Origin of the sequence: Neorhizobium galegae (genome assembly GCF_021391675.1) — a bacterium.
In the GTDB taxonomy this organism is placed as follows: domain Bacteria; phylum Pseudomonadota; class Alphaproteobacteria; order Rhizobiales; family Rhizobiaceae; genus Neorhizobium; species Neorhizobium galegae_B.
Genome location: NZ_CP090095.1, coordinates 2,363,918 through 2,389,588, shown reverse-complemented (window position 1 = coordinate 2,389,588; position 25,671 = coordinate 2,363,918). Strand labels below are relative to the sequence as shown.

The following is a 25,671-nucleotide window of genomic DNA, read 5'->3' as shown; positions in this document are numbered from 1 at the left end:
TTCTCAGATCATGCCCTTGCGGGCTTCCGCCTTCAGCTTGGCGATTTCTCGCAGCGCATTGGCAAACACATCCGGCGTCTGCGCTCCGCTGACCGCGTATTGCCCGTCGATGATGAAGAATGGCACGCCGGTCACGCCCATCTTCTGGGCCGCCTCGATCTCCCCGAGAACGGTGTCCTTGTCGGCGTCGCTTGCCAGAAGGTTCTCGATGACCTTGCGGTCGAGGCCCGATTTTTCGGCGATATCGGCCAGCACGGCGTGGTCGCCGACATTGCGGCCCTCCTCGAAATTCGCCTTGAACAGGGCGGTCGCGACCTTGTCCTGAATCTGGCGGTCTTCCACGATCGCCCAATGCAGCAGGCGATGGGCATCGAGCGTATTGGGACCGATCTTGATCGCCTCGAAATCATACGTGATGCCGACTTCTTCGCCGAGCTTCGTCAGCGTGTCGTGGGCGCGTTCGACGGCTTGCCTGCCGCCGAGCTTGGCGGCAAGGTCGGCCTGATGGTCGACGCCCTCGGGCGGATGGTCCGGGTTGAGCCGATAAGGGCGCCAGTTGATGTCGACGCCGATTTCGTCCTGAACCTCCGCGACCGCCAGTTCCATCCTTGCCTTGCCGAGGTAACACCAGGGGCAGACGATATCCGAAACGATGTCGATGGTTACGCGCTCCATGGCGGCGTCCTTTCTTCGGTAACCGGAAGAGACCGGATTATTGCGCCCGTTTATCCCACCAGGTGTTGAGCTGGTAGCCATAGAGCGGGAGTTTTCCCGGATAACCGATATACTTGCGACGCGCCACCCACTGATCGGGGATATGATAGAGCGGAACGAGATAGTGACCGGAAATCAGCATCCGGTCGTAAGCCCGCACCGCGGCCTCGAAATCCTCCTTGCTGCGAACGGCCAGCATGGTCCCAATCAGCTTGTCCAGATCGGGATCCGCAGTACCGGCAAAATTGAAGCTGCCGTCGCGATTGCGGGAATCCGATCCCCAGCGCCCGACTTGTTCGATGCCGGGCGACAGTGATGCGGGATAGGATTTGACGATCATGTCATAGTCGAAATTGCCGGAGCGGGCCTGGTACTGCGCATCGTCGACGGTGCGGATCGACATGTCGACGCCGATCATCTTCAGCGTCCGCTGATAGGCTATCGCGAGTTTTTCCTGGTCCTGGGTCTGGGTCATGACCTCGAAGGTCAACAGCCTGCCCGAAGCGTCCGTCATCCTGCCGTTCTTGATCGCATAACCGCCCTTCCTGAGAAGATCGACCGCATCGCGCAACACCTTGCGGTCCGCACCGGAAGCGTCTGTCTTCGGCAGATGATAACTGCCGTCGAGCACTGCCGGCTCTATCCTGTCCTTAATGGCGCCGAGGATCTTAAGCTCCCGCTCGTCCGCCGGCTTGCCGAGCGAGGAGAGGGGCGAATTCTGCCAAAAACTTTCCGTGCGGGTATAGGCGCCTTCGAAAAGGTTCCTGTTGGCCCACTCGAAATCGAAGGCGAGCGACAGGCCGGCGCGCACGTTCACGTCGGCGAAGATCGAACGTCTCGTGTTGAACACGAAACCCAGCATGCCGGTCGGCAGCTGCGGCTTGAACGCATCCTTGATCACGTCGCCATTCTGGACCGCCGGAAAATCATAGGCCCGCGCCCAATGCGTCGGACTGCCGTCGGGATAGATGTCGATTGCGCCCTTCTTGAAGGCCTCGAACAACGTGTTGTCCTGTAGGAAATATTCGACGCTGATCTGATCGTAATTGTCGAAACCCACCTTTGCCGGAATATCCTTGCCCCAGTAACCCGGATCCCGTTCATAGACGATGCGTTCTCCGGGCGAAATGGATTTGATCCGGTAAGGACCGGAGCCGACCGGCGGCTTCAGCGTCGACTGATCGAAGGTGGCCGGATCGGTCGCGTGTTTCGGCAGGATCGGGGTGCCGGTGGCGAGAATCAGCGGAAATTCCCGGTCGGCCTTTTCGTTGAAGGTCAAACGGACGCCAAGCTCGCCGACCTTCTCCATTTTCGCGACGGGCGCCAATCGGGACGAGAACGGAATGCGGGCCTTGTCGCGCAACAGTTCAAACGAAAAGATCACATCATCCGGGGTAACCGGTTGGCCATCCGACCATTTCGCCTTCGGATTGAGATTGAACTGGATGAAGGTCCGGTCGTCATTCCATTCGACACTCTCGGCCAGCAGCCCATAAAGCGTGAACGCCTCGTCGCTGGAACGCGTCATGAGCGATTCGAAGATAAGATTGCCGAAGGCCGGGTCCCAGATGCCGCGCGCCGAGGTGCGCATGCTTTTCAGGATGAACGGATTGAGGCTGTCGAACGTGCCGACGACGCCATAGGTTATTCGCCCGCCCTTCTTCACGTCCGGGTTCACGTATGGGAAATGTTTGTAGTCGGGGCCAAGCGCCGGACTGCCGTGCATGGCTATCCCGTGGACCGGCTCGGCAAGGGCCGGGGTGCCGATGAGAAGCGCGGCGATGAGGGGAAGAAAGCGTCGCATTGGACCCATGGCGGTGAAATCCTCGCTGATTCGCCTGCAAAATAGCGCATGCGATGAGGCCGACCAACCACTGCCATGTGCAAAAGAGTGATCGCCGACGTTAACTCCTTGTCAAAAAATACGAAAGAGGGACTGGATATCGATGTCTGCCCGATGTAACAGGTTGGCCACACGGGCGGGTCATTCAATTGCCTCATTTGACCGACAGGTCACAGGCAGTTGGACACCCCGAGGGAGTTGACGGCGTCTGCCGTACCCAGCGGATTTCAGGAGACGGATCTCGTTATGATGCTTAAGGCAACCCAAGTTCTGCGGACGGCGATGTCCGCTCTCGCTCTTTCGGCCGGCGCGATGGCGCTGCCGGTTGCAGCCCTTGCCCAGGATGCTCCGGCCGCGGCCGCTCCGGGTGCGCCGCCGCTCGGCTGGTTCAAGACCTGCACCAAGCAGGACGACAGCGATCTCTGCGTCGTGCAGAACATCATTGCCGCCCAGAACGGTCAGCTCATCACCGCAGTCGGCCTGATCACGGTCGAAGGCAAGGTCAACCGCAAGATCATGCAGGTTTCGGTACCGACCGCTCGCCTCGTGCCGCCCGGCATCGTCATGCAGATCGACGGCGGCAAGGGCCAGAAGCTCGATTACATCGTTTGCCTTCCGGACAAGTGCACCGCCGAAGTGCCGCTGACCGACGCCATGATCGCCAGCCTCAAGAAGGGCGGCGAGGTGGTCTTCACGTCGATCAACTTCCGCCGCGCTCCGAACCCGATCAAGGTTCCGCTGACCGGCTTCACCGGCATCTTCGACGGTCCGGCCATGCCGCAGGAACAGATCGCTCAAAGCCAGCGCAGTCTCGAAGAAGGCATGCAGCGCAAGGCGGAAGAGACCCGCAAGAAGCTGGAAGACGCGCAGAACTCTGCAAAGCAGGGTCAGTAAGTTCCAGTCTGAACCAAACAGCTTAAAGCCCGGCCATGCGCCGGGCTTTCTGATTCCGGACATGAAAAAAGCGCCGGCAGAATGCCGACGCCTTTTCCGAGTTTTGTGAATTCGGGTTAGTGGGCCAGTATGATCTTGGGCTTCAACTGACCGGATGGGCCGCGATCGAAGATCTGGTAGACCTGCGGATTGCGCAGTGGAGCATCGTTTTCGTCATGTTCCAGGTTCTGCTCCGAGACATAGGCGACATACTCCGTCTCGTCATTCTCCGCGAGGAGATGATAGAAGGGCTGGTCCTTGTTCGGCCGGATTTCCGCGGGAATGGAATTCCACCATTCTTCCGTATTGGCGAATTCCGGATCCACATCGAACACGACGCCCCGGAACGGAAAGACCTTGTGGCGGACCACTTCTCCGATGGTAAATTTAGCGTTGCGTTGTTTCATGGTGCGATGTCCTTTCGCATCCTAATGTGGGAACAAAATTCTCCGACATCAAGAGATTAATGCAGACCGGCCCGCTTCGTTCCACGGGATAGACTTAAGGCTTAGTAAGCCTCCGCGGCCGGGTCGTGGCCAGAACTATGCCGCCGAGCACCAGAACGATGCCGACCGCGTGATATCTTTCAAAAGTCTCGCCGAGGAATATCACCGCCATGACGATAGAGACCGGCGGCATCATGTAAAGCGTCACTCCCGCCGTCGCCGGGCCAAATATCCGCACCGTATGCTGAAAGCAGAAGAACGCTGCAAGCGAAGCAAACAGGATGATGCCGGCAATCTTCGACCAGGCTGAAAACGTCGTCGGCAGCAGCCCGCCATGGAAGAATTCCCAGAGCGCCGGGGGCAGCAGGAGGAGCGACCCGGAAAAGCCGATCAGCCCGAACAGCGTGAATGGCCGGATCGCCTGGGCCGCCGGGCGGCGCAGCAGGAGCGAATAGATCGCAAAGGCGATCGCCGCCACGAGCATGCCGAGGTCGCCGCCATTGAAATTCATGTGCGCCAGGGCGCCGACATCGCCCCGCAGCACGATCGCCGCCACGCCGGCGAATGCGACCACCATGCCCAAAAGCTCGCGGCCGCCGATCCGGCGGCCGGAAAACCGCCATTCGAAAAGGATGATGAACAGCGATGAGGTCGTGTAGATCAGCGTCGCATTCGATGCCGTCGTCAGCGTCAGCGCCCAATAAACGAAGCCGCCGCTGATGCCGATGCTCAAGAAACCCAGCCACAACCAGAGCCAGGTATGCCGGCGTACAAAGCTCCAGGCAGCCGCCCAGTCGAGATACAGCAGCGGCACGATGATCAGCGTTGCTCCGGCCCAGCGGATGAAGGCGGTGATGAACGGCCCGATCTCGCCGATCACGCCGCGTCCGAAGATCAGGTTGCTGGAAAAGAACACGGGCACAAGCGCGAAGACCACCCAGTCGATCGGGCGCAGCTGTGGAGAGTTGGGGGAGGTCATCGGCACACCGGCAATGGAGGCGCAAGCCACAAGGCTCGGCGAAATGGAAAACGGCGGGCTTGCGGCCCGCCGTTTTCAACGCAAGCAAGCGCGGAAATCGCGCCCAGTCGGATCAGGCCGAATAGTACATGTCGAACTCGACCGGATGCGGCGTCATTTCGAAGCGCATGACTTCCACCATCTTGAGTTCGATATAGGCGTCGATCTGGTCGTCGTCGAAGACGCCGCCGGCGGTCAGGAACTTGCGGTCGCGATCGAGGTTTTCGAGGGCTTCGCGCAGGGAACCGCAGACGGTCGGGATCTTCTTCAGTTCCTTCGGCGGCAGGTCGTAGAGATCCTTGTCCATGGCCTTGCCGGGATGGATCTTGTTCTTGATGCCGTCGAGGCCGGCCATCAGCATGGCGGCAAAGGCAAGATAGGGGTTTGCCAGCGGATCCGGGAAGCGGACTTCGACGCGCTTCGACTTCGGTCCTGTGCCGAAGGGGATGCGGCACGAAGCCGAGCGGTTGCGAGCCGAGTAAGCGAGCAGAACCGGCGCTTCATAACCCGGGACGAGACGCTTGTAGGAGTTCGTCGTCGGGTTGGTGAAGGCGTTGATCGCCTTGGCGTGCTTGATGATGCCGCCGATATAGAAGAGGCAGCTCTCGGAAAGGCCGGCATATTCGTCGCCGGCGAAGGTCGGCTTGCCGTCCTTCCAGATCGACTGGTGAACGTGCATGCCCGAACCGTTGTCGCCGAATATCGGCTTCGGCATGAAGGTCGCGGTCTTGCCATAGGCGTTGGCGACCTGGTGGACGACATATTTGTAGATCTGGATCTTGTCGGCGTTGCGCACCAGCGTGTCGAACTTGACGCCGAGCTCGTGCTGGGCGGAAGCCACTTCGTGGTGATGCTTTTCGACGACCACGCCCATTTCGGCGAGCACTGTCAGCATTTCGGAGCGCATGTCCTGGAGGCTGTCGACCGGCGGAACCGGGAAATAGCCGCCCTTGACGCGCGGACGGTGGCCGAGATTGCCAGTCTCGTAGTCCGTGTCGTCGTTGGACGGCAGTTCAGACGAATCGAGCTTGAAGCCGGTATTGTAAGGGTCGGCCTTGTACTTGACGTCGTCGAAGACGAAGAATTCCGGCTCGGGGCCGACAAATACCGTATCGCCAATACCGGATGCCTTCAGATAGGCTTCGGCCTTCTTGGCGGTGCCACGCGGATCGCGGTTGTAGGCTTCGCCGGAAATCGGATCGAGAATGTCGCAAAAGATGACCATGGTCGACTGAGCGAAGAACGGGTCCATGTGGACCGTCGCCGGGTCCGGCATCAGCACCATGTCCGACTCGTTGATGGCCTTCCAGCCGCCGATCGAGGAACCGTCGAACATGACGCCATCGGCAAACATGTCCTCATCGACGCAGACGACGTCCATGGTCACATGCTGCAGCTTGCCCTTGGGGTCGGTAAAGCGCAGGTCCACGAACTTGACGTCGTTTTCCTTGATTTGTTTCATGATTTCGCTTGCGCTCGTCATATGACCTCCTCGATGTACGATGACGATGAACCCCGGCCTTTGGCCTTGGGGCGGTAATTGGGGGCGTTTAGATGGCGTCCACGCCCGTTTCACCGGTGCGGATGCGAATGACTTCCTCGATGTTGGAGACGAATATCTTGCCGTCTCCGATCCGTCCAGTCTGTGCAGCGTTGCGGATCGCCTCGATGACCGCATCCGCATTCTCGTCCGCCAGGACGACCTCGACTTTCACCTTGGGCAGAAAGTCGACAACGTATTCCGCGCCGCGATAGAGCTCCGTATGGCCCTTCTGGCGGCCAAAGCCCTTGGCTTCGGTCACTGTGATCCCCTGTAAGCCGACTTCCTGAAGGGCTTCCTTCACTTCGTCGAGCTTGAAAGGCTTGATGATCGCTTCGATCTTTTTCATGAGAAACTATATCTCCGCTTCTCTCTTGAAGCAGGCCGTTACCCGCTCGCCCATGCCAATGCAGTTATCGTGCCAAACTCGGAAGCCACTTTCAAAAAAATAATGCGGTTTTGCACTAATTCCCGACAAAACAGCGGCTTCAGTGGCAAAATTTCTGCCGTTTTCTCGAAATTTGTGCGTTGCGACACAAGAATCGGAGTTTTTTGAAGTTTTTTCGAAACTTAAGCGATATCAAATATAGTCAAGGTAAGGCCTCCTATTTAGGCAATTGCATAATTTTTATTCCGTTGCGGCTAGGGAAGTGGCGCTTGTTTTCTGATCATCTTTCCGTTCAATAGCGCTATGGATGCTTCGCTTGTTTCACTGCTTCTGACGCCCGACGAGATGGCGGCGGCGGATGCCGCCTCAGCCCGATCCGGCATTCCGTGCTTTGACCTGATGGACAGGGCAGGCCGCGCGATTGCTGCCGCTGCACTTCGGCATTTTCCCGGCGCCTTGCGGTTTGTCGCACTCTGCGGTCCCGGAAACAATGGGGGGGATGGATATGTGGCGGCCCGCGCGCTTGCCGAAGCCGGCGCCACCGTTGACGTCCATCATCTCGGCGATCCCAGAACACTGAAAGGCGATGCAAGGCGGGCCTGCGATCTCTGCGGCCTGCCGTCGAAACCGCTCGAAGCCTATCGGCCGCAGGCCGGCGACGTGGTGGTCGACGCGTTGTTCGGTGCCGGCCTGACCCGCAACGTGCCGGACATTGTCGCGGAGGTGATCCGCAAGGTCGGCGAGGCGGGGGTATCAGTTCTTGCGGTGGACCTGCCGTCCGGTCTCTGCGGGAGGCGGGGCGTCCCGCTCGGCGCCGCCTTCCTGGCCGCCCATACGGTCACTTTCATGACTCGCAAGCCGGGTCACCTGCTGCTGCCGGGCAGGTCTCTCTGCGGTGACGTCGAGGTTTTCGATATCGGCATTCCGGCCCGCATCATCCGCGAGGTTACCGGCAAGATGAGAGAGAATGGACCCGAATTGTGGAGTGGTCTGCTGGCCGAGCCGGAAAGCGACACCCACAAATATCGCCGCGGACACCTGGCCGTGTTCTCGGGCGAGGCTGGCAAGACGGGTGCGGCTCGGCTTTCGGCGGCCGCAGGCCTGAAGGCGGGGGCAGGCTTGGTGACGGTCGGTTCGCCAAGTGATGCCATGCCGGCCAATGCGGCCTCGCTGACCGCGATCATGCTGCATCCGGTCGACACGGTGAAGGACCTGGAAAACTGGCTTCGCACGGCGAGGCTTGCCTCTTTCGTGCTCGGGCCGGGATTCGGCATCGGCAAGAAGGCGAGGCAGTTCGCGCTGGCATTGAAGGATCGGCCGCTGGTGCTCGACGCGGACGGAATTACCTCCTTCAAGGAAAAGCCCTCAGATTTGTTCGATGCCTTTGCCGGCGGGGAGCCCCATCTGGTGCTGACGCCGCACGAGGGCGAATTCGCCCGCCTGTTTCCCGACATCGCCGCGGATGACAACCTGAGCAAGGTGGAAAAGGCGGTGGCGGCTTCCGCCCGCGCTCACGCTGCCATTGTCTACAAGGGCGCCGATACGGTGATCGCTGGCCCCGACGGTCGCGCTTACATCAATACCAACGGACCGCCGTGGCTGGCGACTGCCGGTTCCGGCGACGTTCTGGCCGGCATGATCGGCGCATTGCTCGCCCAGGGCATGCCCGCCTTCGAGGCGGCCGCTGCGGGCGTCTACCTGCATGGAGAAGCCGGAAAGCGGGCGGGCAGGGGCATGACGGCCGAGGACCTCGCCGCCCATGCCGGCATCGGGCTGGATCCCTAGCGTCGGCTTTCGAGGAGTTCGCGCATCGCCATCGCGCCATAGGGCGCGTTCACCTTCCCCTCGTGGATGAAGAAGGCGAAGACGTCGCGCGGCTTCTTCTTGACTTCACGCTTCTCGTCAACCAGCGGCAGATCGTCCGGCACGCCGCCTTCCGCCCAGGTTTCCAGCCTTTTCGCCCAGGCCTTCATATCCTCTTCCGCATAACAGGTCTTGATGTCGTCCGACCCTTTCTGCAGGCGCGCGTAGACGAAATCCGCCGTGACATCCGCGATCATCGGATAGTCGAAATGGTCGGCACAGACGGGCGCGATGTTGTATTTCGAAAGCAGCGCGATGAATTCAGGCACCTTGAAACTGTCGTTGCGGACCTCGACCACATGGGTCAGCTTCAAGCCATCGAGCTTGTTCGGCAACAATTTCAGGAAGGCCTCGAAATCGTCGGCCTCAAACTTCTTGGTCGGCGCGAACTGCCAGAGCAGCGGCCCGAGATGGTCGCCAAGCTCGGTCAGGCCCTGGGTCAGGAACTTCTCAATCGATTCTCCCGCCTCGGCCAAAACCTTGCGGTTGGTGGTGAAGCGGCTCGCCTTCAGCGAAAAGATGAAGCCGTCCGGCACTTCCGATGCCCATTTGGCGAAGGTCTCGGGCTTTTGCGATCCGTAATAGGTGCCGTTGACCTCGATGACCTTCAGCTTGCTTGCGGCATATTCGAGCTGTTTTTTCTTGGCCAGTTTTTCAGGGTAGAACGTGCCTTCCCACGGCTCGAAGGTCCAGCCGCCGATGCCCGTGCGAATAGTGCCGGCTTTGGTCATGAATTGCCTCCCTTGTGCGGAGGTTCACTCCGCCGCTTCCACCTTCTTGACCGGCCGCCGCTCCAGCAGTTCCTTCAGGAAATGGCCGGTATAGGACCGCTTTTCCTTGACGATCTGCTCGGGCGTGCCGGCCGCGATCACTTCGCCACCGCCGGTGCCGCCTTCCGGGCCGATATCGATGATCCAGTCGGCGGTCTTGATGACCTCGAGATTATGTTCGATGACCACCACGGAATTGCCCTGGTTCACCAGTTCCTGCAGCATTTCCAGAAGCTTGGCGACGTCATGGAAATGCAGGCCGGTCGTCGGCTCGTCGAGGATATAAAGCGTGCGTCCCGTCGAGCGTTTCGACAGTTCCTTGGCTAGCTTGACGCGCTGCGCCTCGCCACCCGAAAGCGTATTGGCCTGCTGGCCGACCTTGATGTAGCCGAGGCCGACATCGAAAAGCGACTGCAGCTTGTCGCGCACCGCCGGAACCGCCGAGAAGAACTCGACGCCTTCCTCGACCGTCATGTCGAGCACGTCGGCGATCGACTTGCTCTTGAAGGTCACGTCGAGCGTTTCGCGATTGTAGCGCTTGCCGTGGCAGACGTCGCAGGTGACGTAGACGTCCGGCAGGAAGTGCATCTCGATCTTGATGACGCCGTCGCCCTGGCAGGCTTCGCAGCGGCCGCCCTTGACGTTGAACGAGAAACGGCCCGGCTGGTAGCCGCGGGCTTTCGCCTCTGGCAGGCCGGCAAACCAGTCGCGGATCGGCGTGAAGGCGCCGGTATAGGTGGCCGGGTTCGAACGCGGCGTGCGGCCGATCGGCGACTGGTCGATATCGATCACCTTGTCGATATGCTCGAAACCGTCGATCCTGTCGTGCTCGGCGGGGATTTCGCGGGCGCCCATGACGCGGCGCGCGGCGGATTTGTAAAGCGTCTCGATCAGGAAGGTCGACTTGCCGCCGCCGGACACGCCTGTCACAGCGGTGAACACGCCGAGCGGAATGGCGGCGGTGACATTTTTCAGGTTGTTGCCGCGGGCGCCAAAAACCTTGATTTCCTTGCCCTTCTTCGGCTTGCGGCGCTCCGCCGGTACCGGCACGCCGAGCTCGCCTGACAGATATTTGCCGGTCAGCGATTTAGGATTGGCCATCACCTCGCTGGGCGTGCCTTCGGCCACCACCTGTCCGCCATGGATGCCGGCTGCCGGGCCGATATCGACCACGTAGTCGGCACTCATGATCGCGTCTTCGTCATGCTCGACGACAATCACCGTATTGCCGATGTCGCGCAGGTGTTTCAGCGTATCGAGCAGGCGGGCATTGTCGCGCTGGTGCAGGCCGATCGACGGTTCGTCGAGCACGTAAAGCACGCCGGTCAGGCCCGAGCCGATCTGCGAGGCAAGCCGGATGCGCTGGCTTTCGCCGCCGGAGAGCGTGCCGGAATTTCGCGACAGGCTGAGATAATCGAGGCCGACATCGTTCAGGAACCGCAGGCGTTCGCGGATCTCTTTCAGAATGCGGACTGCGATTTCGTTCTGCTTGGCGTTCAGCTGTTCCGGCAGCACCTCGAACCAGTCGCGCGCGATGCGGATCGACATCTCGGTGACCTGGCCGATATGCAGCTTGTTGATCTTTACAGCGAGTGCCTCCGGCTTCAGGCGATAGCCGTTGCAGGCCGGGCAGGGGGCTGCCGACATGTACCGTTCGATCTCCTCGCGCGCCCAGGCGGAATCTGTTTCCTTCCAGCGGCGCTCGAGGTTCGGCACGATGCCTTCGAAATTCTTGACCGTCTTGTAGGAGCGGGCGCCGTCGGCATAGTGGAATTCGATCTTTTCCTCGGTGCCTTCGAGGATGGCTTTCTGGGCCTCCGCAGAAAGCTCGTTCCAGCGGCTGGACAGCTTGAAATCGAAAACTTTGCCCAGTGCTTCGAGCGTCTGGTTATAGTAGGGAGACGTGGATTTCGCCCATGGCGCAATCGCGCCGTCGCGCAGCGTGCGGGCAGGCTCCGGTACGATCAGCGCCTCGTCCACCTTCTGTTGCGAGCCAAGGCCGTCGCAGGTCGGGCAGGCGCCAAAGGGATTGTTGAACGAAAACAGCCGCGGCTCGATTTCCGAAATGGTGAATCCGGAAACGGGGCAGGCGAACTTTTCAGAGAACAGCACCCGTTCGTGCGTCTCGTTGAGAGACTTGTTCGCAGATCCGCCGGCCGAAGTCTCTTCCGGCGGCAGCGGCTTGTCGGCGAACTCGGCGACCGCCAGCCCGTCTGCCAGTTTCAGCGAGGTTTCGAGACTGTCGGCCAGACGCGCGGCAATATCGGAGCGGACCACGAGCCGGTCCACGACGATATCGATATCGTGCTTGTATTTCTTGTCGAGCGCCGGAACGTCGGCGATCTCGTAAAATTGCCCGTCGACCTTGACGCGCTGGAACCCCTTTTTCATCAGGTCGGCGAGTTCCTTCTTGTACTCGCCTTTGCGCCCGCGGATCATCGGCGCCAGAATATAAAGACGCGTGCCTTCCTCGAAGGCGAGGATGCGGTCGACCATCTGGCTGACCGTCTGGCTCTCGATCGGCAGGCCCGTCGCCGGTGAATAAGGCACGCCGACGCGCGCAAAAAGCAGGCGCATATAGTCGTAGATTTCGGTGACCGTGCCGACCGTCGAGCGCGGATTGCGCGACGTCGTCTTCTGCTCGATCGAGATCGCCGGGGAAAGCCCGTCGATCTGGTCGACATCCGGCTTCTGCATCATTTCCAGGAACTGGCGCGCATAGGCCGAAAGACTTTCGACATAACGCCGCTGGCCTTCCGCATAGATCGTGTCGAAGGCGAGCGAAGACTTGCCCGAACCGGACAGGCCGGTCATGACGATCAGCGAATTGCGGGGCAAATCGAGGTCGATGCCCTTCAAATTATGCTCGCGCGCACCACGTATGGAAATGCTCTTCAGTTCGCTCATCTTCATGCTCTCGGGAGGATCGAAGGCCCTTATGTAGTGATTGATCCACGACTGTCGAGACGAAACTGCTGCCATGCAATGCCGTTCCCGAGTCGGTTGACAGCACTATAAGAATAAAATAGAACAAATAAAGAACAAATTTGCCTGTGGATTAAAGATCGCAAAAACCCAATGGCTGGGCCCGATGGGCTAGAGTGCCGCGATTGATTTTTGGTGCCGTTACCGGGCGGCAGATGAGGTGATGAATATGGCTGGTAGTGTGAACAAGGTAATCCTGGTGGGGAATGTGGGGGCTGATCCTGAAATCCGCCGGACGCAGGACGGCCGGCCGATCGCCAATCTTCGCATTGCCACGTCCGAAACCTGGCGTGATCGCAACAATGGCGAACGCCGCGAGAAGACCGAATGGCATACGGTCGTCGTCTTCAACGAAGGTCTCTGCAAGGTCGTTGAGCAATATGTGAAGAAGGGCGCCAAGCTCTATATCGAAGGCGCGCTGCAGACCCGCAAGTGGCAGGACCAGACCGGCAACGACCGCTATTCAACGGAAATCGTGCTTCAGGGCTTCAACTCGACGCTGACCATGCTGGATGGCCGCGGCGAGGGCGGCGGCGACCGTGGTGGTGCTGGCGGCAATCGTGTCGGCAATGATTTCGGCGGCAACGACTTCGGCGGCGGTGACGATTACGAGCGCCGGCCTGCGGCGGGCGGTGCGAGCCGTGGCGGTCAGTCCTCCGGCGGTCAGCCGGCTGGCGGCAATTTCTCGCGCGATCTCGACGACGACATCCCGTTCTGATCGGTCGGTCGCCATCGATTTCTGAAACGGCAGCTGCCTGAATTATCGATCAGGCGGCCGCCTTGTCGGCGAGCATCGCGACCAGGACGTCCGATTGCGAGAGAATGCCGACCAGTTTGTTGTTCTCCCGGGTTACCGGCAGGTAGTGCAATCCCTCTTCGGCGAAGATGACGATCGCGTCTGCGATCGGCGTGGCCGGGCCAACCGTCTTGACCGGCGCTGTCATGATGTCCTTGACCGTGTCGTTCGGCGCGCTGGCGCCCGACAGAACCAGGCGCAGGCGCTGCGCAAATCCGATTTTTGGCCGCCCTCTCGTCCAGTTCGCCTTATCGAGGAAATCGGTCTGGGTGACGATGCCGACCACTTCCGCCCTGTCGTTGGTGACCGGCAGGGCCTTGAAATGGTGGGCGCGCATCAGGTCGTGCGCCTCCTTCAGCGAATTGTCCGGAGCCACCGCCACCACATCGCGTGACATGATGCTGGCGCAATCGAGATGGCCGGCACGCCGGCGATAGGAGCGCAGTTCCGTCCGCCGCAGGATCGTTTCTAGGTCGTCGCGGTCGATATCCAGGAACTCGTCGTATTCTTTCAGGACATCGTCGAGGTCGGAAGAGGTGAAGCCGATGCGCTGGATCGAGGCGGGATCGGTCGTGCCGTGATCGGCCGTCGCCGGCTTGGCCGCGTGCGGGTACCGACGTCCCGTCAGATTGTTGAAGACCAACGCGATCAGCAGCAGGGCCAGCGAATTGCCGGCGATCGGCCAGATCACGAAGCCGTATCCGAGTTCGTGGATCGTCGGCCCGCCGAGCACGGCGGTGAGCGCGATCGCCCCGCTTGGGGGATGCAGGCACCGAAGCGTCATCATCGCGGCGATGGCAACGGCGATCGCCACCGCCGAGGCCAGGAATGGGTCGGTTATCAAAAGAGCGGCGGTCACGCCGACAAGGGCGGCGACGGTATTGCCGCCGAGGATCGACCACGGCTGTGCAAGCGGGCTGGAAGGCACCGCAAACAACAGCACGGCCGAAGCCCCCATGGGGGCGACCAGCGCCGGAAGCGTTGCATCCACCTTCAAAGCCAGGCTTCCCAGCAGGCCCGTCACCAGAATTCCCGCGAGCGCGCCCAGTGCAGCGCGCAGTCTTTCCCTGGGGCTGACGGGGGTGGCTTCCGGCAGGAGCCGGCGCAACAGGCGGCGCATCATGGAGACCTTCGAGTGAGGTGAGATGAATCGCGTTTTAGCAGAAAATTCCGCTCTGTCGTCCGTGTCTTACCTAAGGCTGGGTCTTACCTAAAGACTGAGACCTAAAGATTGAAGGCCGAGCGCACCCCGTCGACGACGAACTGAACGGAGAGTGCCGCGAGGATGACGCCGAGCAGGCGGGTGAGGATCGCCCTTCCGGTGACGCCGAGGAAACGGTCGAGCCGCTCGGCGACCAGAAGCGTCGCGTAGACGAGCAGCATGATCAGCGCGATGACACCGATGAAGAGCGCACGGTCGACAATGCCGGGCAGGGTGCCGGAAAGCAGGACGGTGGCGGAGATCGCGCCTGGCCCGGCAATCAGCGGCAGCGCCAGCGGAAACACCGCGATATTGTGGATGTGGTCGATGGTGATCGCCGCCTGGGATGTCTTCTCCTTTCGCTCCTGGCGTTTCTCGAACACCATTTCGAAGGAGATCCAGAAGAGCAGCAGGCCGCCGGCGATGCGGAAGGCCCCGATCGAAATGCCGAGCAGCCCGAGCACGCTCGAACCGAACAGCGCGAAGACGGCGAGGATGCCGAAGGCGATCAGCGATCCTCGGAACGCGACCTGGCGGCGCTGGAGGGCGGTCATGCCGACGGTCAGGCCCAGAAAGACCGGCGCCAGCCCGGGCGGGTCGAGTGTCACGAGCATCGTGGTCAGGGCATTGACCAGCATATCGGGGGTCGCCATATCCTCTCCCTGTCAGGCTGCAATCCTTGCAGTCGCATGCGAAGATTGTTAGGACAGGCCGGCAGCGAAAGAAAGCCCACCCCGTCAGCGTCGCGGCATGTTTCGACCTTGTCCAAAAGCCGTGTTAAAGCCGCAAAAGCTGTTCAAAACCATTGTGGAAATTGGCGCTCGGAACCGCTTTCCGCTATAAAAAAGAAACTGATTCCGAACAGAGATCGTGATCCGATTTGACTGAGCAAAGCACACCCGGCGGCGGAAAGCTGCCTCCAGGCATCGAACCCATTTCCATCATGGAAGAGATGCAGCGGTCCTACCTCGATTACGCCATGAGCGTCATCGTCAGCCGCGCCCTTCCTGACGTCCGCGACGGACTGAAGCCGGTCCACCGGCGCATCCTGTACGGCATGTCGGAACTGGGCATCGACTGGAACAAGAAATACGTTAAATGCGCCCGTGTAACCGGGGACGTGATGGGTAAATTCCATCCGCACGGCAACTCGGCGATCTATGACGCGCTGGCGCGCATGGCCCAGGATTGGTCGCTCCGCCTGCCGCTGATCGATGGTCAGGGCAATTTCGGTTCGATCGACGGCGACCCGCCGGCGGCCGAACGTTACACCGAGTGCCGCCTCGAGAAAGCGGCCCACGCCCTGCTCGACGATCTCGACAAGGAAACCGTCGATTTCCGCGACAACTACGACGGCACGCTGTCCGAGCCTGTCGTTGTGCCGGCGAAATTCCCGAACCTTTTGGTCAACGGCGCAGGCGGCATCGCCGTCGGCATGGCGACCAATATCCCGCCGCACAATCTGGTGGAAGTGATCAACGGCTGCATCGCCCTGATCGACAATCCGGCGATCGAACTGCCGGAAATGATGGAAATCATTCCCGGTCCGGACTTTCCGACAGGCGCCCTGATCCTGGGGCGGTCCGGCATCCGTTCCGCCTACGAGACCGGCCGCGGCTCGGTGATCATGCGCGGCGTCGCAGCAATCGAGCCGATGCGCGGTGATCGCGAGCAGATCATCATCACCGAAGTTCCCTTTCAGGTGAACAAGGCGACCATGGTCGAGAAGATCGGCGAGCTGGTGCGTGAAAAGCGCATCGAGGGCATTTCCGACCTGCGCGACGAATCCGACCGCCAGGGCTACCGGGTCGTCGTCGAGCTGAAGCGCGATGCCAATGCGGACGTGATCCTCAACCAGCTCTATCGCTACACGCCGCTGCAGACCTCCTTCGGCTGCAACATGGTGGCGCTGAATGGCGGCAAGCCGGAACAGCTCGCGCTGCTCGACATGCTGCGCGCCTTCGTATCCTTCCGTGAGGAAGTGGTTAGCCGACGCACGAAATACCTGCTGCGCAAGGCTCGCGAACGCGCCCACGTCCTGGTGGGCCTTGCGATCGCGGTCGCCAATATCGACGAAATCATTCTCCTGATCCGTCGCGCACCCGATCCGCAGACGGCGCGCGAGCAGTTGATGACCCGTCGTTGGCCGGCTCAGGACGTCGATGCGCTGATCCGCCTCATCGACGACCCGCGCCACCGTATCAACGAGGACGGCACCTACAATCTGTCCGAGGAACAGGCGCGTGCCATCCTCGAACTGCGTCTCGCACGCCTGACCGCACTCGGTCGTGACGAAATCGGCGACGAGTTGAACAAGATCGGCGCGGAAATCAGCGATTATCTCGATATCCTGTCATCGCGTCTTCGTATCCAGACCATCGTCAAGGACGAGTTGATTGCCGTCCGCGACGAATTCGGCACGCCGCGCCGCACGCAGATCCTTGAGGGCGGCCTCGAAATGGACGATGAGGATCTCATCGCCCGCGAGGACATGGTCGTCACGGTTTCGCATCTCGGTTATATCAAGCGCGTCACGCTCGGCACCTACCGTGCCCAGCGTCGCGGCGGCAAGGGCCGTTCCGGCATGGCGACGCGCGACGCGGATTTCGTCACGCGCCTGTTCGTGGCCAATACCCACACGCCGGTTCTGTTCTTCTCCTCGCGCGGCATCGTCTACAAGGAAAAGGTCTGGCGCCTGCCGATCGGCACGCCGCAGTCGCGCGGCAAGGCGCTGATCAACATGCTGCCGCTGGAGCCCGGCGAACGCATCACCACGATCATGCCACTGCCCGAGGACGAAACGACCTGGGAGAACCTGGACGTGATGTTCTCGACGACCCGCGGCACCGTTCGCCGCAACAAGCTGTCGGACTTCGTGCAGGTGAACCGCAACGGCAAGATCGCCATGAAGCTGGAGGAGGAGGGCGATGAAATCCTCTCCGTCGAGACCTGCACCGATCAGGACGACGTGCTGCTGACCACCGCGCTCGGCCAGTGCATTCGCTTCCCCGTCGACGACGTGCGCGTCTTTGCCGGCCGCAATTCGATCGGCGTACGCGGCATCACGCTCGGCGAAAGCGACCGCATCATCTCCATGACCATTGTCGGCCATGTGGACGCGGAGCCCTGGCAGCGTGCGGCCTACCTCAAGCGCTCGGCTGCCGAACGGCGTGCCGCAGGTGTCGACGAGGAGGATATCGCTCTCGTGGGTGAGGAAGTCACCGAGGAGGGACAGCTCTCCGACGAGCGTTACGAGGAACTGAAGGCCCGCGAGCAGTTCGTGCTGACGGTTTCCGAGAAGGGCTTCGGCAAGCGGTCGTCCTCCTACGACTTCCGCACCTCGGGCCGCGGCGGCAAGGGCATCCGCGCTACCGATACGTCCAAGACCGCGGAGATCGGCGAACTCGTCGCCGCCTTCCCGATCGAGGACAACGACCAGATCATGCTCGTGTCCGATGGCGGCGTGCTGATCCGCGTGCCGGTCAACGGCATCCGCATTGCCAGCCGCGCCACGAAGGGCGTCACGATCTTCTCGACGGCCAAGGACGAGAAGGTTGTCTCGGTCGAGCGTATCAGCGAGCCGGAAGGCGACGAGGAAAACGGCAATGGCCTGCCGGAGGAAATCGTCAGCGAGACCGGTGATCTCGGCGCTGCCGCCCCGGAAGCGGGTCCGACGGATGAGGGTGCGGCGGAATAGGCCGCACCTCAATCAAAAACCTGACAAAATAAAAAGCCGGAGGATGAAAATCCTCCGGCTTTTGTTTGAACCGCTTGCGACGGGAAAGTCTGCGTGAACGCGGTTCGCTACCGTTAAATCGTCAAATCGGGCAATCCGTCAGAACACGCTGTGGCGGCGCGAGAAATCCCTGAAATCCTTCATGTCGGCACGTTCGCGCCGGAGCTCGGAAATCGTTGAGGCTACGGAAGCCACGAACATGATGCTGATCAAGCCTGCAAGTACTGTCAACGTCACGAACATGGGATTCCTTTCTCGTTCGTGTATCCGCCTCAGTAGTAAGAGAGATCGCTATAACGACCGGTTACTTGCGGATAATTCATATCTGCCAATTGGGATTTATCTTGATAAAGGGTTACTGTTGCCGTCAGCATCACCGCAATCATGGCCGTCCAGACCAGGTTGATCATAGTGATCTTGTCCAGCATGACCGTTTTCCTTCTCGCGATCATCGCCATTTGTCCTTCTTGTTAGCCTGAACGCGCATCGCGCAAACAGGTTCCACCGCATTTTGAGAGATACTTAACCTTGTGGCTCTGAAGCGTCCTTGAATGCTCTGTTCATCTGGCGTTCAGAATTCGAAGTCTTTTTCAGGCTTCTTCCGGTCCGAAGGCGACAACGAAGGCCTCCAGTGCAAAAGCGAGAACCACGGCTCCCATCACCATCAAAGCAAGCATTTGTCGTCATTTCTCCCCAGATACGCACGGGTCTTTCGCCCGCCACGATCGTCATAAGACCACAGCGCCGCTGAAACGCCCTTGAACGGGCCATTCATCTTTCGTTCAGAATTGGGAGATGCTTGCGGTTGGGCGGCTTCCGTGACAAAAGGCGCGTGAAATTTCGCTGAAACAGGTCCGGACCTCAGCATGACCACCGCTTTTTATCCCGGTTCTTTCGATCCGATGACCCACGGCCATCTGGACGTGCTCGTCCAGGCGCTGAATGTCGCGGACAAGGTGATCGTCGCGATCGGCATTCATCCGGGCAAGGTGCCGATGTTCACCTTCGAGGAGCGGGCCGAACTCATCAGCGCCTCGCTTGCCGAAGCGTTGCCGGGCAGGGCCGGCCACGTATCGGTCGTTTCCTTCGACAAACTGGTGGTCGATGCCGCCCGCGCCAACGGCGCCGGCCTGTTGATCCGCGGCCTGCGCGACGGCACCGATCTCGACTACGAAATGCAGATGGCCGGCATGAACCGGCAGATGGCGCCGGATATCCAGACCGTCTTCCTGCCGGCAGGCACCGCGTCGCGGCCCATTACGGCCACATTGGTCCGGCAGATCGCGGCGATGGGCGGCGACGTCAGCGCCTTCGTGCCTGCCGCGGTCCTCAAGGCCCTGAACAACAAGCTGAAACGCTGATCGTTTCCGAACCCCGGAGATCTTTCCATGAAACTGCTTCGTCTTGCCGTTGCCGGCGCTTTCGCCCTCGCGTCGATGATCCTGCCGGCTCTTGCTGCGCCCGATGATTTCCTGACCATCCAGCTGAAGGACGGCCCGGTGGTGATTCAGCTGATGCCCGAAGTCGCGCCGAAACATGTGGCGCAGATCAAGGCGCTCGCCGCCAAGGGCGAATACGACAATGTCGTCTTCCATCGGGTCATCAACGGCTTCATGGCCCAGACCGGCGACGTGGAGTTCGGCAAGCAGGGCGGGAAAAGCTTCAATCCGGCCCGCGCCGGCATGGGCGGCTCGGAAATGCCCGATATTCCGGCCGAATTCTCCAAAGTGCTGTTCGAGCGCGGTATCGTCGGCATGGCGCGGTCGCAGGATCCGAATTCCGCGAACTCGCAATTCTTCATCATGTTCACCAAATATCCGAGCCTGGACGGCCAATATACCGCCGTCGGCAAGGTCGTGTCCGGCATGGAACTGGTCGACAAGATCAAGCGCGGCCAAGGTAGCAATGGCGAGGTCGCCAATCCCGACAAGATGATCAAGGTCACCGTCGGCAAGAAGTAAGTGCCCCAAAGGGCTAAGAACTAAACGAAGGGCGCCCCTGTCGCAGACGACAATCGGGTGCCGAATCAAGGAGAAAGCATATGGCCGAGATCAAGGATCCGGAAAACACCCTCATCGTGGAAACCACCAAGGGCAAGGTCGTCATCTCGCTTCTGCCCGACCTGGCGCCGGGCCACGTCGCCCGCGTCAAGGAACTTGCCCGCGAGAAAGCCTATGACGGCGTGGTTTTCCACCGCGTCATTCCCGATTTCATGGCCCAGACAGGTGACGTGAAGTTCGGCAAGCAGGGTTCCGAAAGCTTCAACCCGGCCCGCGCCGGCATGGGCGGCTCGGAAAAGCCGGACCTCAAGGCTGAATTCTCCGCCGTCCCGCATGTCCGCGGCACCTGCTCCATGGCCCGTTCGCAGAGCCCGAACTCGGCCAACTCGCAGTTCTTCATCTGCTTCACCGATGCGCCGTGGCTGAACAAGCAGTACACCGTGTGGGGACAGGTCATCGAAGGCATGGACTTCATCGACCAGATCAAGAAGGGCGAGCCGGTCAAGGATCCCGACTCGATCGTTTCGGTCCGCGTCGCCGCCGACGTCTGATCTCGACGGAACGAATGGCCCGCTCCGTCTGTCGGCGGGGCGGGTTTCGCTTTTTTGGAAAATCCATGCGCGTCGATCTCTTCGACTTCGATCTCCCGGAAAAAAATATAGCGCTGAGGCCCGCGAGCCCGCGTGACAGCGCCCGGCTGCTCGTCGTCCGGCCGGAAGGCGAGCCGGTGCTTGCCGATCACCGCGTGTCGGATCTGCCGGGTTTTCTGAGACCGGGCGACGCGCTGGTCTTCAACGACACCAAGGTCATACCGGCGCAGCTGGAGGGCATTCGCCATCGCGAAGGAGCGGGCGGCCAGCAGGTGTCCGCGACGCTGCACATGCGCGTCGCCCCCGATCGCTGGAAGGCCTTCGCCAAGCCTGGAAAGCGCATCAAGACCGGCGACCGGATCGAATTCGGTGATAGTGGCAATGCCTGCCTGATAGGTTCGCTTGCCGCGACTGTGGAAGACAAGGGCGAGGGCGGCGAAGTCACCCTGCGCTTCGATCTTTCCGGTCCGGCACTCGACGAAGCAATCATGGCGGTCGGGCACATTCCGCTGCCACCCTATATTGCCGCCAAGCGCCCGGAAGATGCGCAGGACCAAAAGGACTACCAGACCATCTACGCCCGCGAGGAGGGTGCGGTTGCGGCTCCAACGGCAGGCCTGCATTTCACGCCGGAACTTTTCGCGAGCCTCGATGCCGTCGGCATCGAACGGCATTTCGTGACGCTGCATGTCGGGGCTGGGACCTTCCTGCCGGTCAAGGCGGACGACACTGCCGAGCACAAGATGCATCAGGAGATCGGCCATGTCAGCGCCGAGACAGCCGCGCGGCTGAATGCGGTGAAGCGCGCCGGCGGGCGCATCGTCTGCGTCGGTACCACATCGCTGCGTCTGATCGAGAGCGCCGCTGCCGATGACGGCACGATAAAACCCTGGAGCGGTGCGACCGGCATCTTCATCACGCCGGGATACCGTTTCAAGGCTGTCGATATGCTGATGACCAATTTCCACCTGCCGCGATCGACGCTGTTCATGCTCGTCTCGGCCTTCTGCGGGCTGGAGACGATGCGGTCGGCCTATGCCCACGCGATCGAAACCGGCTACCGCTTCTATTCCTATGGCGATTCCAGCCTTCTTTTCCGGGACAACCGATGACCGAGACTTTCCAGTTCAATCTCAAGGCCACCGATGGCGGCGCCAGGCTTGGCGAGATCACCATGCCGCGCGGCACGATCCGCACGCCCGCCTTCATGCCGGTCGGCACGGTCGGCACGGTCAAGGCCATGTATCTCGACCAGGTACGCGATACCGGTGCCGACATCATTCTCGGCAATACCTATCACCTGATGCTGCGGCCGGGCGCGGAGCGCGTCGCGCGGCTGGGCGGCCTGCATGAGCTGATCCGCTGGAAACATCCGATCCTGACGGACAGCGGCGGCTTCCAGGTCATGTCACTCTCGGGCCTCAGGAAGCTCGACGAAAAGGGCGTCACCTTCAAGAGCCATGTGGACGGCAGCCTGCATCACATGTCGCCGGAGCGCTCGATCGAGATCCAGGGCCTGCTCGGCTCCGACATCCAGATGCAGCTCGACGAATGCGTGGCGCTGCCGGCCGAGCCGAAGGAGATCGAGCGGGCGATGGAACTGTCGCTGCGCTGGGCCGAGCGCTGCCGCGTCGCCTTCGGGGAACAGCCAGGCAAGGCGATGTTCGGCATCGTCCAGGGCGGTGACCAGCCGGAACTGCGCATCCGCTCGGCCGAAGGCCTGAAACAGCTCGACCTGAAGGGTTATGCGGTCGGCGGGCTTGCGGTCGGTGAGCCGCAGGACGTCATGCTGAAGATGCTCGAAACGACGCTTCCGGTTCTTCCGTTCGAAAAACCACGTTACCTGATGGGTGTCGGCACGCCGGACGACATGCTGAAATCGGTGGCACGCGGCATCGACATGTTCGATTGCGTGATGCCGACCCGTTCGGGCCGCCATGGGCTTGCCTTCACCCGCCGCGGCAAGGTCAACATCCGCAATGCCCGCCATGCGGAGGACATGCGGCCGCTGGACGAGGAATCGAACTGCCCGGCCGCGCGCGATTATTCCCGCGCCTATCTGCACCATCTCGTGCGCGCCGACGAGGCGCTCGGCGGCATGCTGCTCTCCTGGAACAACCTGAACTACTATCAGGACCTGATGAAGGGCATCCGCCAGGCGATCGCCGAAGGCCGGTTCGCCGATTTCTATGCCGAAACCCAGGAAATGTGGGCGAAGGGCGACATCGATCCCGTCTGATTAAAGGGGCGTCAGATGCCCTGGCTGGCGGTGTTGCGGATCATCCGCACGCCGTTGACCTTGTAGGACCCGTCGTCCATCAGCCGCATCTCGTAGATGGCCGTCCAGTCCTTGCCTTCCCTGGCGCTGATCATCACTTCCTGCAGCACCACTTCGCCGCCGCCGATCATCTTCGAGCGGCCGAAGGCATAGTTGCCGGCGTGATAGACGGGTTCATAGGTTTTCCGCACCATATCCAGGAACCGGTCCTTGTTGGGATAGAGGCTGCGGATCCCGGGCGAGGCGAAGGAATAGGCCTTTTCGGCGTCATCCTGCATGAGCGCGGCGATCTGGCCGGAAATCACCGCCTGGGCGTTGGCGACGGGATCCTCGGCTTTGACGGCGGTGAAAGAACAGAGAGCGAAACACAGAACGACTGCAAGATATCGAACCAGCATCGGGCTTTCTCCAAGGGCGAGCACCAGAAGGCTAGCGCCTTTGGGCGCAAGGAGAAGATGGCGCCTGCGAGTTTTTTGCGCAACGCCTTTCTTGAAGGCAAACGAATCCGAATGATTACAGAACGATGACGCGTTGATGTGCCCGCCGCCGTTATCCGCACATTTTCGTGATATTCCGGCCATCGGAGGCGCAGGGCAGGGTCCCGTTATCGCGGCTTGTCGGTTTCTGCCGACACTGTCAGGAATGCGGCGGGAATATTGATTCGCCCGGACATGCAATTTCGATGAAAAACCTTTTACCGCCGGCCCTGCTTTATTTCAGCAACGCCATCCTGTTCATTTCGCTGTTCACGCGGTTGCCGGCTATCCAGGCGTCGCTGGGAATCGACAAGGCCGCTCTCGGTCTGGCACTGCTGAGCGCCCCTGTCGGTACCTTTCTCGCTTTGCCGCTTGCAGGACGCATCAACGACCGCTTGACGCCGCGGATGACGGCACTCGTCACTCTGCCGATCTGCGCCATGCTGACGCCCGCGCTGACCGCCCTTCCGGTCGTGGGATTTGTGATCTGTTTCTTTCTCTTCGGTTTCTTCCGCACGATTTTCGACGTGGCTGCCAACATGATTTCCGCCGGCATAGAGCAGCGCACCGGCCGGAAGGTACTGTCCCGCAGCCACGGTTTCTGGTCGGTGGGTCTGCTGGCCGGCTCCCTGTGTTCCGGCTTCCTGGCCGAACAGGCCGTGACGCCCTTTGTGCAGCAGACCATGGCCGCCGGTTTCGTAATCGCTGCCTGCCTGCTGGTGTTCTGGATCACCCCCAGGGAGGCGTCTCCGCAGACGCGGCCGGACCGCAAGCGCGGGGCATACGTGCTTCCGGACAGGATGATCGTGCTGATCTGCGTCATGGTTTTCGGCCTCTGCATCGTCGAGGGCGCGGTCTACGACTGGGGTATCTTTTTTCTGCGCGAACAGTTGAAGGCCGATCCGGCGATTGCCGGCGTGCTTTATGCGGCCTTCACCATCGGCATGGGGCTGACGCGGCTTTCCGGCGACATGCTGCGGGACAGTTTCGGATCCATGGTGCTGGTGCGTGCCTCGGCCGTTTCCGTCGCTCTTGGAATCATCCTTCTCGTCGCGACGCCAAGCCTGACGCTTTCCGGCCTTGCGCTTTTCCTGATCGGCTGCGGCGTGGCACTTGCTTACCCGCTCGCGGTCTCGACGACGATCGAGCTTGGCAAGGGGCAGCCGTCGGAAAACCTCGCGGCGCTGGGCCTGACGCTGATGTTGTCAACGATCGGCGTGCCGCCGATGCTCGGCTTCATTGCCGAACATGTCGATCTCGTCGCGACCTTCCTGGTGCTGCTGCCTTGCGTGCTGGTCAGCTTCCTGATGGCACCCGTGGCCGAGGGCCGCCGCCCGTCATGGCCGCGCCCGCGCCGCTGGCCGGCTTAACTGCTCTGTGGGAAAATCCGGCAAGGGTAAGGGCTGCCCATAATTGGCCACAAGAGTCGGTGAGGGGTTGAGACCGCTGGCCTTAGCCGTTAGACAATGAAACCGGATTTGCCGAAAACAGGTGACACTGTGATCGACCCTTATGAGATGCTTGGTGTTTCGCGCGAGGCGGATGGCGTAGCCATCAAGTCGGCCTATCGCAAACGCGCAAAAACGGTTCATCCGGATGCCGGCGGCGACGTCGATGCATTCGGAAAACTGACCGTGTCCTATGAACTGCTCTCCGATCCGGTACGCCGAAAAGTCTACGACGATACGGGTTACGACCCGGAACTCGCCGACACGAAGGACCTGCAGGGGCTGGTGATTCTCGAAACGCTGGTCAACGAGATCATCCTCGACGAGCGCGAGCCGGGAAGTTTCGATCCGGTCGCCGCCATACGTCGCAAGCTGACCGACAAGATCGTCAATGCCCGCTTCCATATTCTGGAGATGGAGCGCCACCGCGCCCGCATCCGCAACCACATCGATCGCATCGGCCGCAAGCCCGAGACGGACGTGCTGGGCCGCATGCTGAAATCCCGGTGTGAAGCGATCAACGACGCGATCGGCAGGGCCGAGACCGAGATCGGGAATATCGAGCAGGCCTACGGCATGCTGGACGGGTATTCCTACGAGGTCGAGGTGATCGAGATCAAGACCGCCGCCGAGTGAGGGCCGCGGC

At 60.9% G+C, this 25,671-nt stretch carries 24 protein-coding genes; 11 read left to right on the top strand and 13 right to left on the bottom strand.

Annotated elements, in window-relative coordinates; all coding sequences use genetic code 11:
• Positions 1-3: 3 nt before the first annotated feature.
• Both LZK81_RS11975 and LZK81_RS11970 read right to left on the bottom strand, forming a co-directional pair.
• Complete coding sequence (locus LZK81_RS11975) at positions 4-675, bottom strand: DsbA family oxidoreductase (RefSeq protein WP_233953424.1); 672 nt, start codon at positions 673-675, stop codon at positions 4-6.
• A gap of 37 nt (positions 676-712) precedes the next feature.
• The gene (locus tag LZK81_RS11970) at positions 713-2,527 is read right to left on the bottom strand and encodes an extracellular solute-binding protein (RefSeq protein ID WP_233953423.1); all 1,815 of its coding nucleotides are present in this window, start codon (positions 2,525-2,527) and stop codon (positions 713-715) included.
• A gap of 276 nt (positions 2,528-2,803) precedes the next feature.
• Here LZK81_RS11970 and LZK81_RS11965 point away from each other — a divergent pair, with 276 nt between their 5' ends.
• Entirely contained in the window at positions 2,804-3,451 is a 648-nt protein-coding gene (locus LZK81_RS11965) for an invasion associated locus B family protein (RefSeq protein WP_046606981.1), read from the top strand.
• A 116-nt stretch (positions 3,452-3,567) separates the two neighbouring features.
• Here the strand turns inward: LZK81_RS11965 and hspQ are convergent, their stop codons facing one another.
• The 4 genes from hspQ to LZK81_RS11945 all read right to left on the bottom strand — a co-directional run bounded on the left by hspQ (position 3,568) and on the right by LZK81_RS11945 (position 6,843).
• On the bottom strand, positions 3,568-3,897 hold the full coding sequence (hspQ, locus tag LZK81_RS11960; protein WP_007753924.1) for a heat shock protein HspQ: 330 nt from the start codon (positions 3,895-3,897) through the stop codon (positions 3,568-3,570).
• 94 nt (positions 3,898-3,991) lie between these two features.
• The gene (locus LZK81_RS11955) at positions 3,992-4,915 is read right to left on the bottom strand and encodes a DMT family transporter (RefSeq protein ID WP_233953422.1); all 924 of its coding nucleotides are present in this window, start codon (positions 4,913-4,915) and stop codon (positions 3,992-3,994) included.
• Positions 4,916-5,027: 112 nt separating this feature from the next.
• The gene (glnA, locus tag LZK81_RS11950; protein WP_037087011.1) at positions 5,028-6,437 is read right to left on the bottom strand and encodes a type I glutamate--ammonia ligase; all 1,410 of its coding nucleotides are present in this window, start codon (positions 6,435-6,437) and stop codon (positions 5,028-5,030) included.
• 67 nt (positions 6,438-6,504) lie between these two features.
• On the bottom strand, positions 6,505-6,843 hold the full coding sequence (locus LZK81_RS11945; RefSeq protein WP_038542987.1) for a P-II family nitrogen regulator: 339 nt from the start codon (positions 6,841-6,843) through the stop codon (positions 6,505-6,507).
• A 342-nt stretch (positions 6,844-7,185) separates the two neighbouring features.
• Here LZK81_RS11945 and LZK81_RS11940 point away from each other — a divergent pair, with 342 nt between their 5' ends.
• Complete coding sequence (locus LZK81_RS11940; RefSeq protein WP_233953421.1) at positions 7,186-8,667, top strand: NAD(P)H-hydrate dehydratase; 1,482 nt, start codon at positions 7,186-7,188, stop codon at positions 8,665-8,667.
• On the opposite strand, the gene LZK81_RS11935 is transcribed toward LZK81_RS11940, so the two are convergent.
• Entirely contained in the window at positions 8,664-9,476 is an 813-nt protein-coding gene (locus LZK81_RS11935) for a DUF72 domain-containing protein (protein ID WP_233953420.1), read from the bottom strand. The genes LZK81_RS11940 and LZK81_RS11935 overlap by 4 nt on opposite strands.
• Positions 9,477-9,500: 24 nt before the next feature.
• Positions 9,501-12,422 (bottom strand): excinuclease ABC subunit UvrA, encoded by a 2,922-nt coding sequence (gene uvrA, locus LZK81_RS11930; protein WP_046627612.1) that lies wholly within the window; start codon positions 12,420-12,422, stop codon positions 9,501-9,503.
• Positions 12,423-12,669: 247 nt separating this feature from the next.
• On the opposite strand from uvrA, the gene LZK81_RS11925 reads away from it, so the two are divergent.
• A complete protein-coding gene (locus tag LZK81_RS11925) occupies positions 12,670-13,218 on the top strand; it encodes a single-stranded DNA-binding protein (RefSeq protein ID WP_007763736.1) in 549 nt (182 codons plus the stop codon).
• A gap of 49 nt (positions 13,219-13,267) precedes the next feature.
• Here LZK81_RS11925 and LZK81_RS11920 read toward each other — a convergent pair whose 3' ends face one another.
• Positions 13,268-14,416, bottom strand: a complete 1,149-nt coding sequence (locus LZK81_RS11920; protein WP_233956533.1) for an HPP family protein — start codon at positions 14,414-14,416, stop codon at positions 13,268-13,270.
• Positions 14,417-14,520: 104 nt separating this feature from the next.
• On the bottom strand, positions 14,521-15,150 hold the full coding sequence (locus LZK81_RS11915; protein ID WP_038586850.1) for a MarC family protein: 630 nt from the start codon (positions 15,148-15,150) through the stop codon (positions 14,521-14,523).
• Between the two features lie 227 nt (positions 15,151-15,377).
• Here LZK81_RS11915 and gyrA point away from each other — a divergent pair, with 227 nt between their 5' ends.
• Positions 15,378-18,194, top strand: a complete 2,817-nt coding sequence (gene gyrA, locus LZK81_RS11910; protein ID WP_233953419.1) for a DNA gyrase subunit A — start codon at positions 15,378-15,380, stop codon at positions 18,192-18,194.
• Positions 18,195-18,332: 138 nt separating this feature from the next.
• Here gyrA and LZK81_RS11905 read toward each other — a convergent pair whose 3' ends face one another.
• Both LZK81_RS11905 and LZK81_RS11900 read right to left on the bottom strand, forming a co-directional pair.
• The gene (locus LZK81_RS11905) at positions 18,333-18,476 is read right to left on the bottom strand and encodes a hypothetical protein (RefSeq protein ID WP_167336316.1); all 144 of its coding nucleotides are present in this window, start codon (positions 18,474-18,476) and stop codon (positions 18,333-18,335) included.
• Between the two features lie 29 nt (positions 18,477-18,505).
• Complete coding sequence (locus LZK81_RS11900) at positions 18,506-18,661, bottom strand: hypothetical protein (RefSeq protein ID WP_233953418.1); 156 nt, start codon at positions 18,659-18,661, stop codon at positions 18,506-18,508.
• Between the two features lie 438 nt (positions 18,662-19,099).
• Between LZK81_RS11900 and coaD the strand changes: the two genes are divergently transcribed.
• From coaD to tgt, 5 genes are all read left to right on the top strand, one after another.
• A complete protein-coding gene (coaD, locus tag LZK81_RS11895; RefSeq protein WP_046606987.1) occupies positions 19,100-19,594 on the top strand; it encodes a pantetheine-phosphate adenylyltransferase in 495 nt (164 codons plus the stop codon).
• 27 nt (positions 19,595-19,621) lie between these two features.
• A complete protein-coding gene (locus tag LZK81_RS11890) occupies positions 19,622-20,194 on the top strand; it encodes a peptidylprolyl isomerase (protein WP_233953417.1) in 573 nt (190 codons plus the stop codon).
• Positions 20,195-20,274: 80 nt separating this feature from the next.
• Complete coding sequence (locus LZK81_RS11885; protein ID WP_038586863.1) at positions 20,275-20,784, top strand: peptidylprolyl isomerase; 510 nt, start codon at positions 20,275-20,277, stop codon at positions 20,782-20,784.
• A gap of 65 nt (positions 20,785-20,849) precedes the next feature.
• A complete protein-coding gene (queA, locus tag LZK81_RS11880; protein ID WP_046611766.1) occupies positions 20,850-21,935 on the top strand; it encodes a tRNA preQ1(34) S-adenosylmethionine ribosyltransferase-isomerase QueA in 1,086 nt (361 codons plus the stop codon).
• Positions 21,932-23,062: a tRNA guanosine(34) transglycosylase Tgt gene (gene tgt / locus LZK81_RS11875; protein WP_046606991.1), complete on the top strand. Its 1,131-nt coding sequence runs from the start codon at positions 21,932-21,934 to the stop codon at positions 23,060-23,062. The genes queA and tgt overlap by 4 nt, the downstream gene beginning before the upstream one ends.
• 11 nt (positions 23,063-23,073) lie before the next feature.
• Here tgt and LZK81_RS11870 read toward each other — a convergent pair whose 3' ends face one another.
• Complete coding sequence (locus tag LZK81_RS11870; RefSeq protein WP_046606992.1) at positions 23,074-23,499, bottom strand: DUF4864 domain-containing protein; 426 nt, start codon at positions 23,497-23,499, stop codon at positions 23,074-23,076.
• A 284-nt stretch (positions 23,500-23,783) separates the two neighbouring features.
• Here LZK81_RS11870 and LZK81_RS11865 point away from each other — a divergent pair, with 284 nt between their 5' ends.
• Positions 23,784-24,947 (top strand): MFS transporter, encoded by a 1,164-nt coding sequence (locus LZK81_RS11865; protein ID WP_233953416.1) that lies wholly within the window; start codon positions 23,784-23,786, stop codon positions 24,945-24,947.
• Positions 24,948-25,076: 129 nt separating this feature from the next.
• Positions 25,077-25,661: a J domain-containing protein gene (locus LZK81_RS11860; RefSeq protein ID WP_046606994.1), complete on the top strand. Its 585-nt coding sequence runs from the start codon at positions 25,077-25,079 to the stop codon at positions 25,659-25,661.
• Positions 25,662-25,671: the final 10 nt, after the last annotated feature.

What these genes read in the sequence shown, in the direction of transcription:
- hspQ (WP_007753924.1), bottom strand. Translation starts at nt 3,897, where the DNA reads ATGAAACAACGCAACGCTAAATTTACCATCGGAGAAGTGGTCCGCCAC.
- uvrA (WP_046627612.1), bottom strand. Translation starts at nt 12,422, where the DNA reads ATGAGCGAACTGAAGAGCATTTCCATACGTGGTGCGCGCGAGCATAAT.
- glnA (WP_037087011.1), bottom strand. Translation starts at nt 6,437, where the DNA reads ATGACGAGCGCAAGCGAAATCATGAAACAAATCAAGGAAAACGACGTC.
- queA (WP_046611766.1), top strand. Translation starts at nt 20,850, where the DNA reads ATGCGCGTCGATCTCTTCGACTTCGATCTCCCGGAAAAAAATATAGCG.
- tgt (WP_046606991.1), top strand. Translation starts at nt 21,932, where the DNA reads ATGACCGAGACTTTCCAGTTCAATCTCAAGGCCACCGATGGCGGCGCC.
- LZK81_RS11885 (WP_038586863.1), top strand. Translation starts at nt 20,275, where the DNA reads ATGGCCGAGATCAAGGATCCGGAAAACACCCTCATCGTGGAAACCACC.
- LZK81_RS11940 (WP_233953421.1), top strand. Translation starts at nt 7,186, where the DNA reads ATGGATGCTTCGCTTGTTTCACTGCTTCTGACGCCCGACGAGATGGCG.
- LZK81_RS11925 (WP_007763736.1), top strand. Translation starts at nt 12,670, where the DNA reads ATGGCTGGTAGTGTGAACAAGGTAATCCTGGTGGGGAATGTGGGGGCT.
- LZK81_RS11975 (WP_233953424.1), bottom strand. Translation starts at nt 675, where the DNA reads ATGGAGCGCGTAACCATCGACATCGTTTCGGATATCGTCTGCCCCTGG.
- LZK81_RS11945 (WP_038542987.1), bottom strand. Translation starts at nt 6,843, where the DNA reads ATGAAAAAGATCGAAGCGATCATCAAGCCTTTCAAGCTCGACGAAGTG.
- LZK81_RS11965 (WP_046606981.1), top strand. Translation starts at nt 2,804, where the DNA reads ATGATGCTTAAGGCAACCCAAGTTCTGCGGACGGCGATGTCCGCTCTC.
- LZK81_RS11870 (WP_046606992.1), bottom strand. Translation starts at nt 23,499, where the DNA reads ATGCTGGTTCGATATCTTGCAGTCGTTCTGTGTTTCGCTCTCTGTTCT.
- LZK81_RS11920 (WP_233956533.1), bottom strand. Translation starts at nt 14,416, where the DNA reads ATGCGCCGCCTGTTGCGCCGGCTCCTGCCGGAAGCCACCCCCGTCAGC.
- LZK81_RS11865 (WP_233953416.1), top strand. Translation starts at nt 23,784, where the DNA reads ATGAAAAACCTTTTACCGCCGGCCCTGCTTTATTTCAGCAACGCCATC.
- LZK81_RS11970 (WP_233953423.1), bottom strand. Translation starts at nt 2,527, where the DNA reads ATGGGTCCAATGCGACGCTTTCTTCCCCTCATCGCCGCGCTTCTCATC.
- LZK81_RS11905 (WP_167336316.1), bottom strand. Translation starts at nt 18,476, where the DNA reads ATGTTCGTGACGTTGACAGTACTTGCAGGCTTGATCAGCATCATGTTC.
- LZK81_RS11890 (WP_233953417.1), top strand. Translation starts at nt 19,622, where the DNA reads ATGAAACTGCTTCGTCTTGCCGTTGCCGGCGCTTTCGCCCTCGCGTCG.
- LZK81_RS11935 (WP_233953420.1), bottom strand. Translation starts at nt 9,476, where the DNA reads ATGACCAAAGCCGGCACTATTCGCACGGGCATCGGCGGCTGGACCTTC.
- LZK81_RS11955 (WP_233953422.1), bottom strand. Translation starts at nt 4,915, where the DNA reads ATGACCTCCCCCAACTCTCCACAGCTGCGCCCGATCGACTGGGTGGTC.
- coaD (WP_046606987.1), top strand. Translation starts at nt 19,100, where the DNA reads ATGACCACCGCTTTTTATCCCGGTTCTTTCGATCCGATGACCCACGGC.
- LZK81_RS11900 (WP_233953418.1), bottom strand. Translation starts at nt 18,661, where the DNA reads ATGCTGGACAAGATCACTATGATCAACCTGGTCTGGACGGCCATGATT.
- LZK81_RS11915 (WP_038586850.1), bottom strand. Translation starts at nt 15,150, where the DNA reads ATGGCGACCCCCGATATGCTGGTCAATGCCCTGACCACGATGCTCGTG.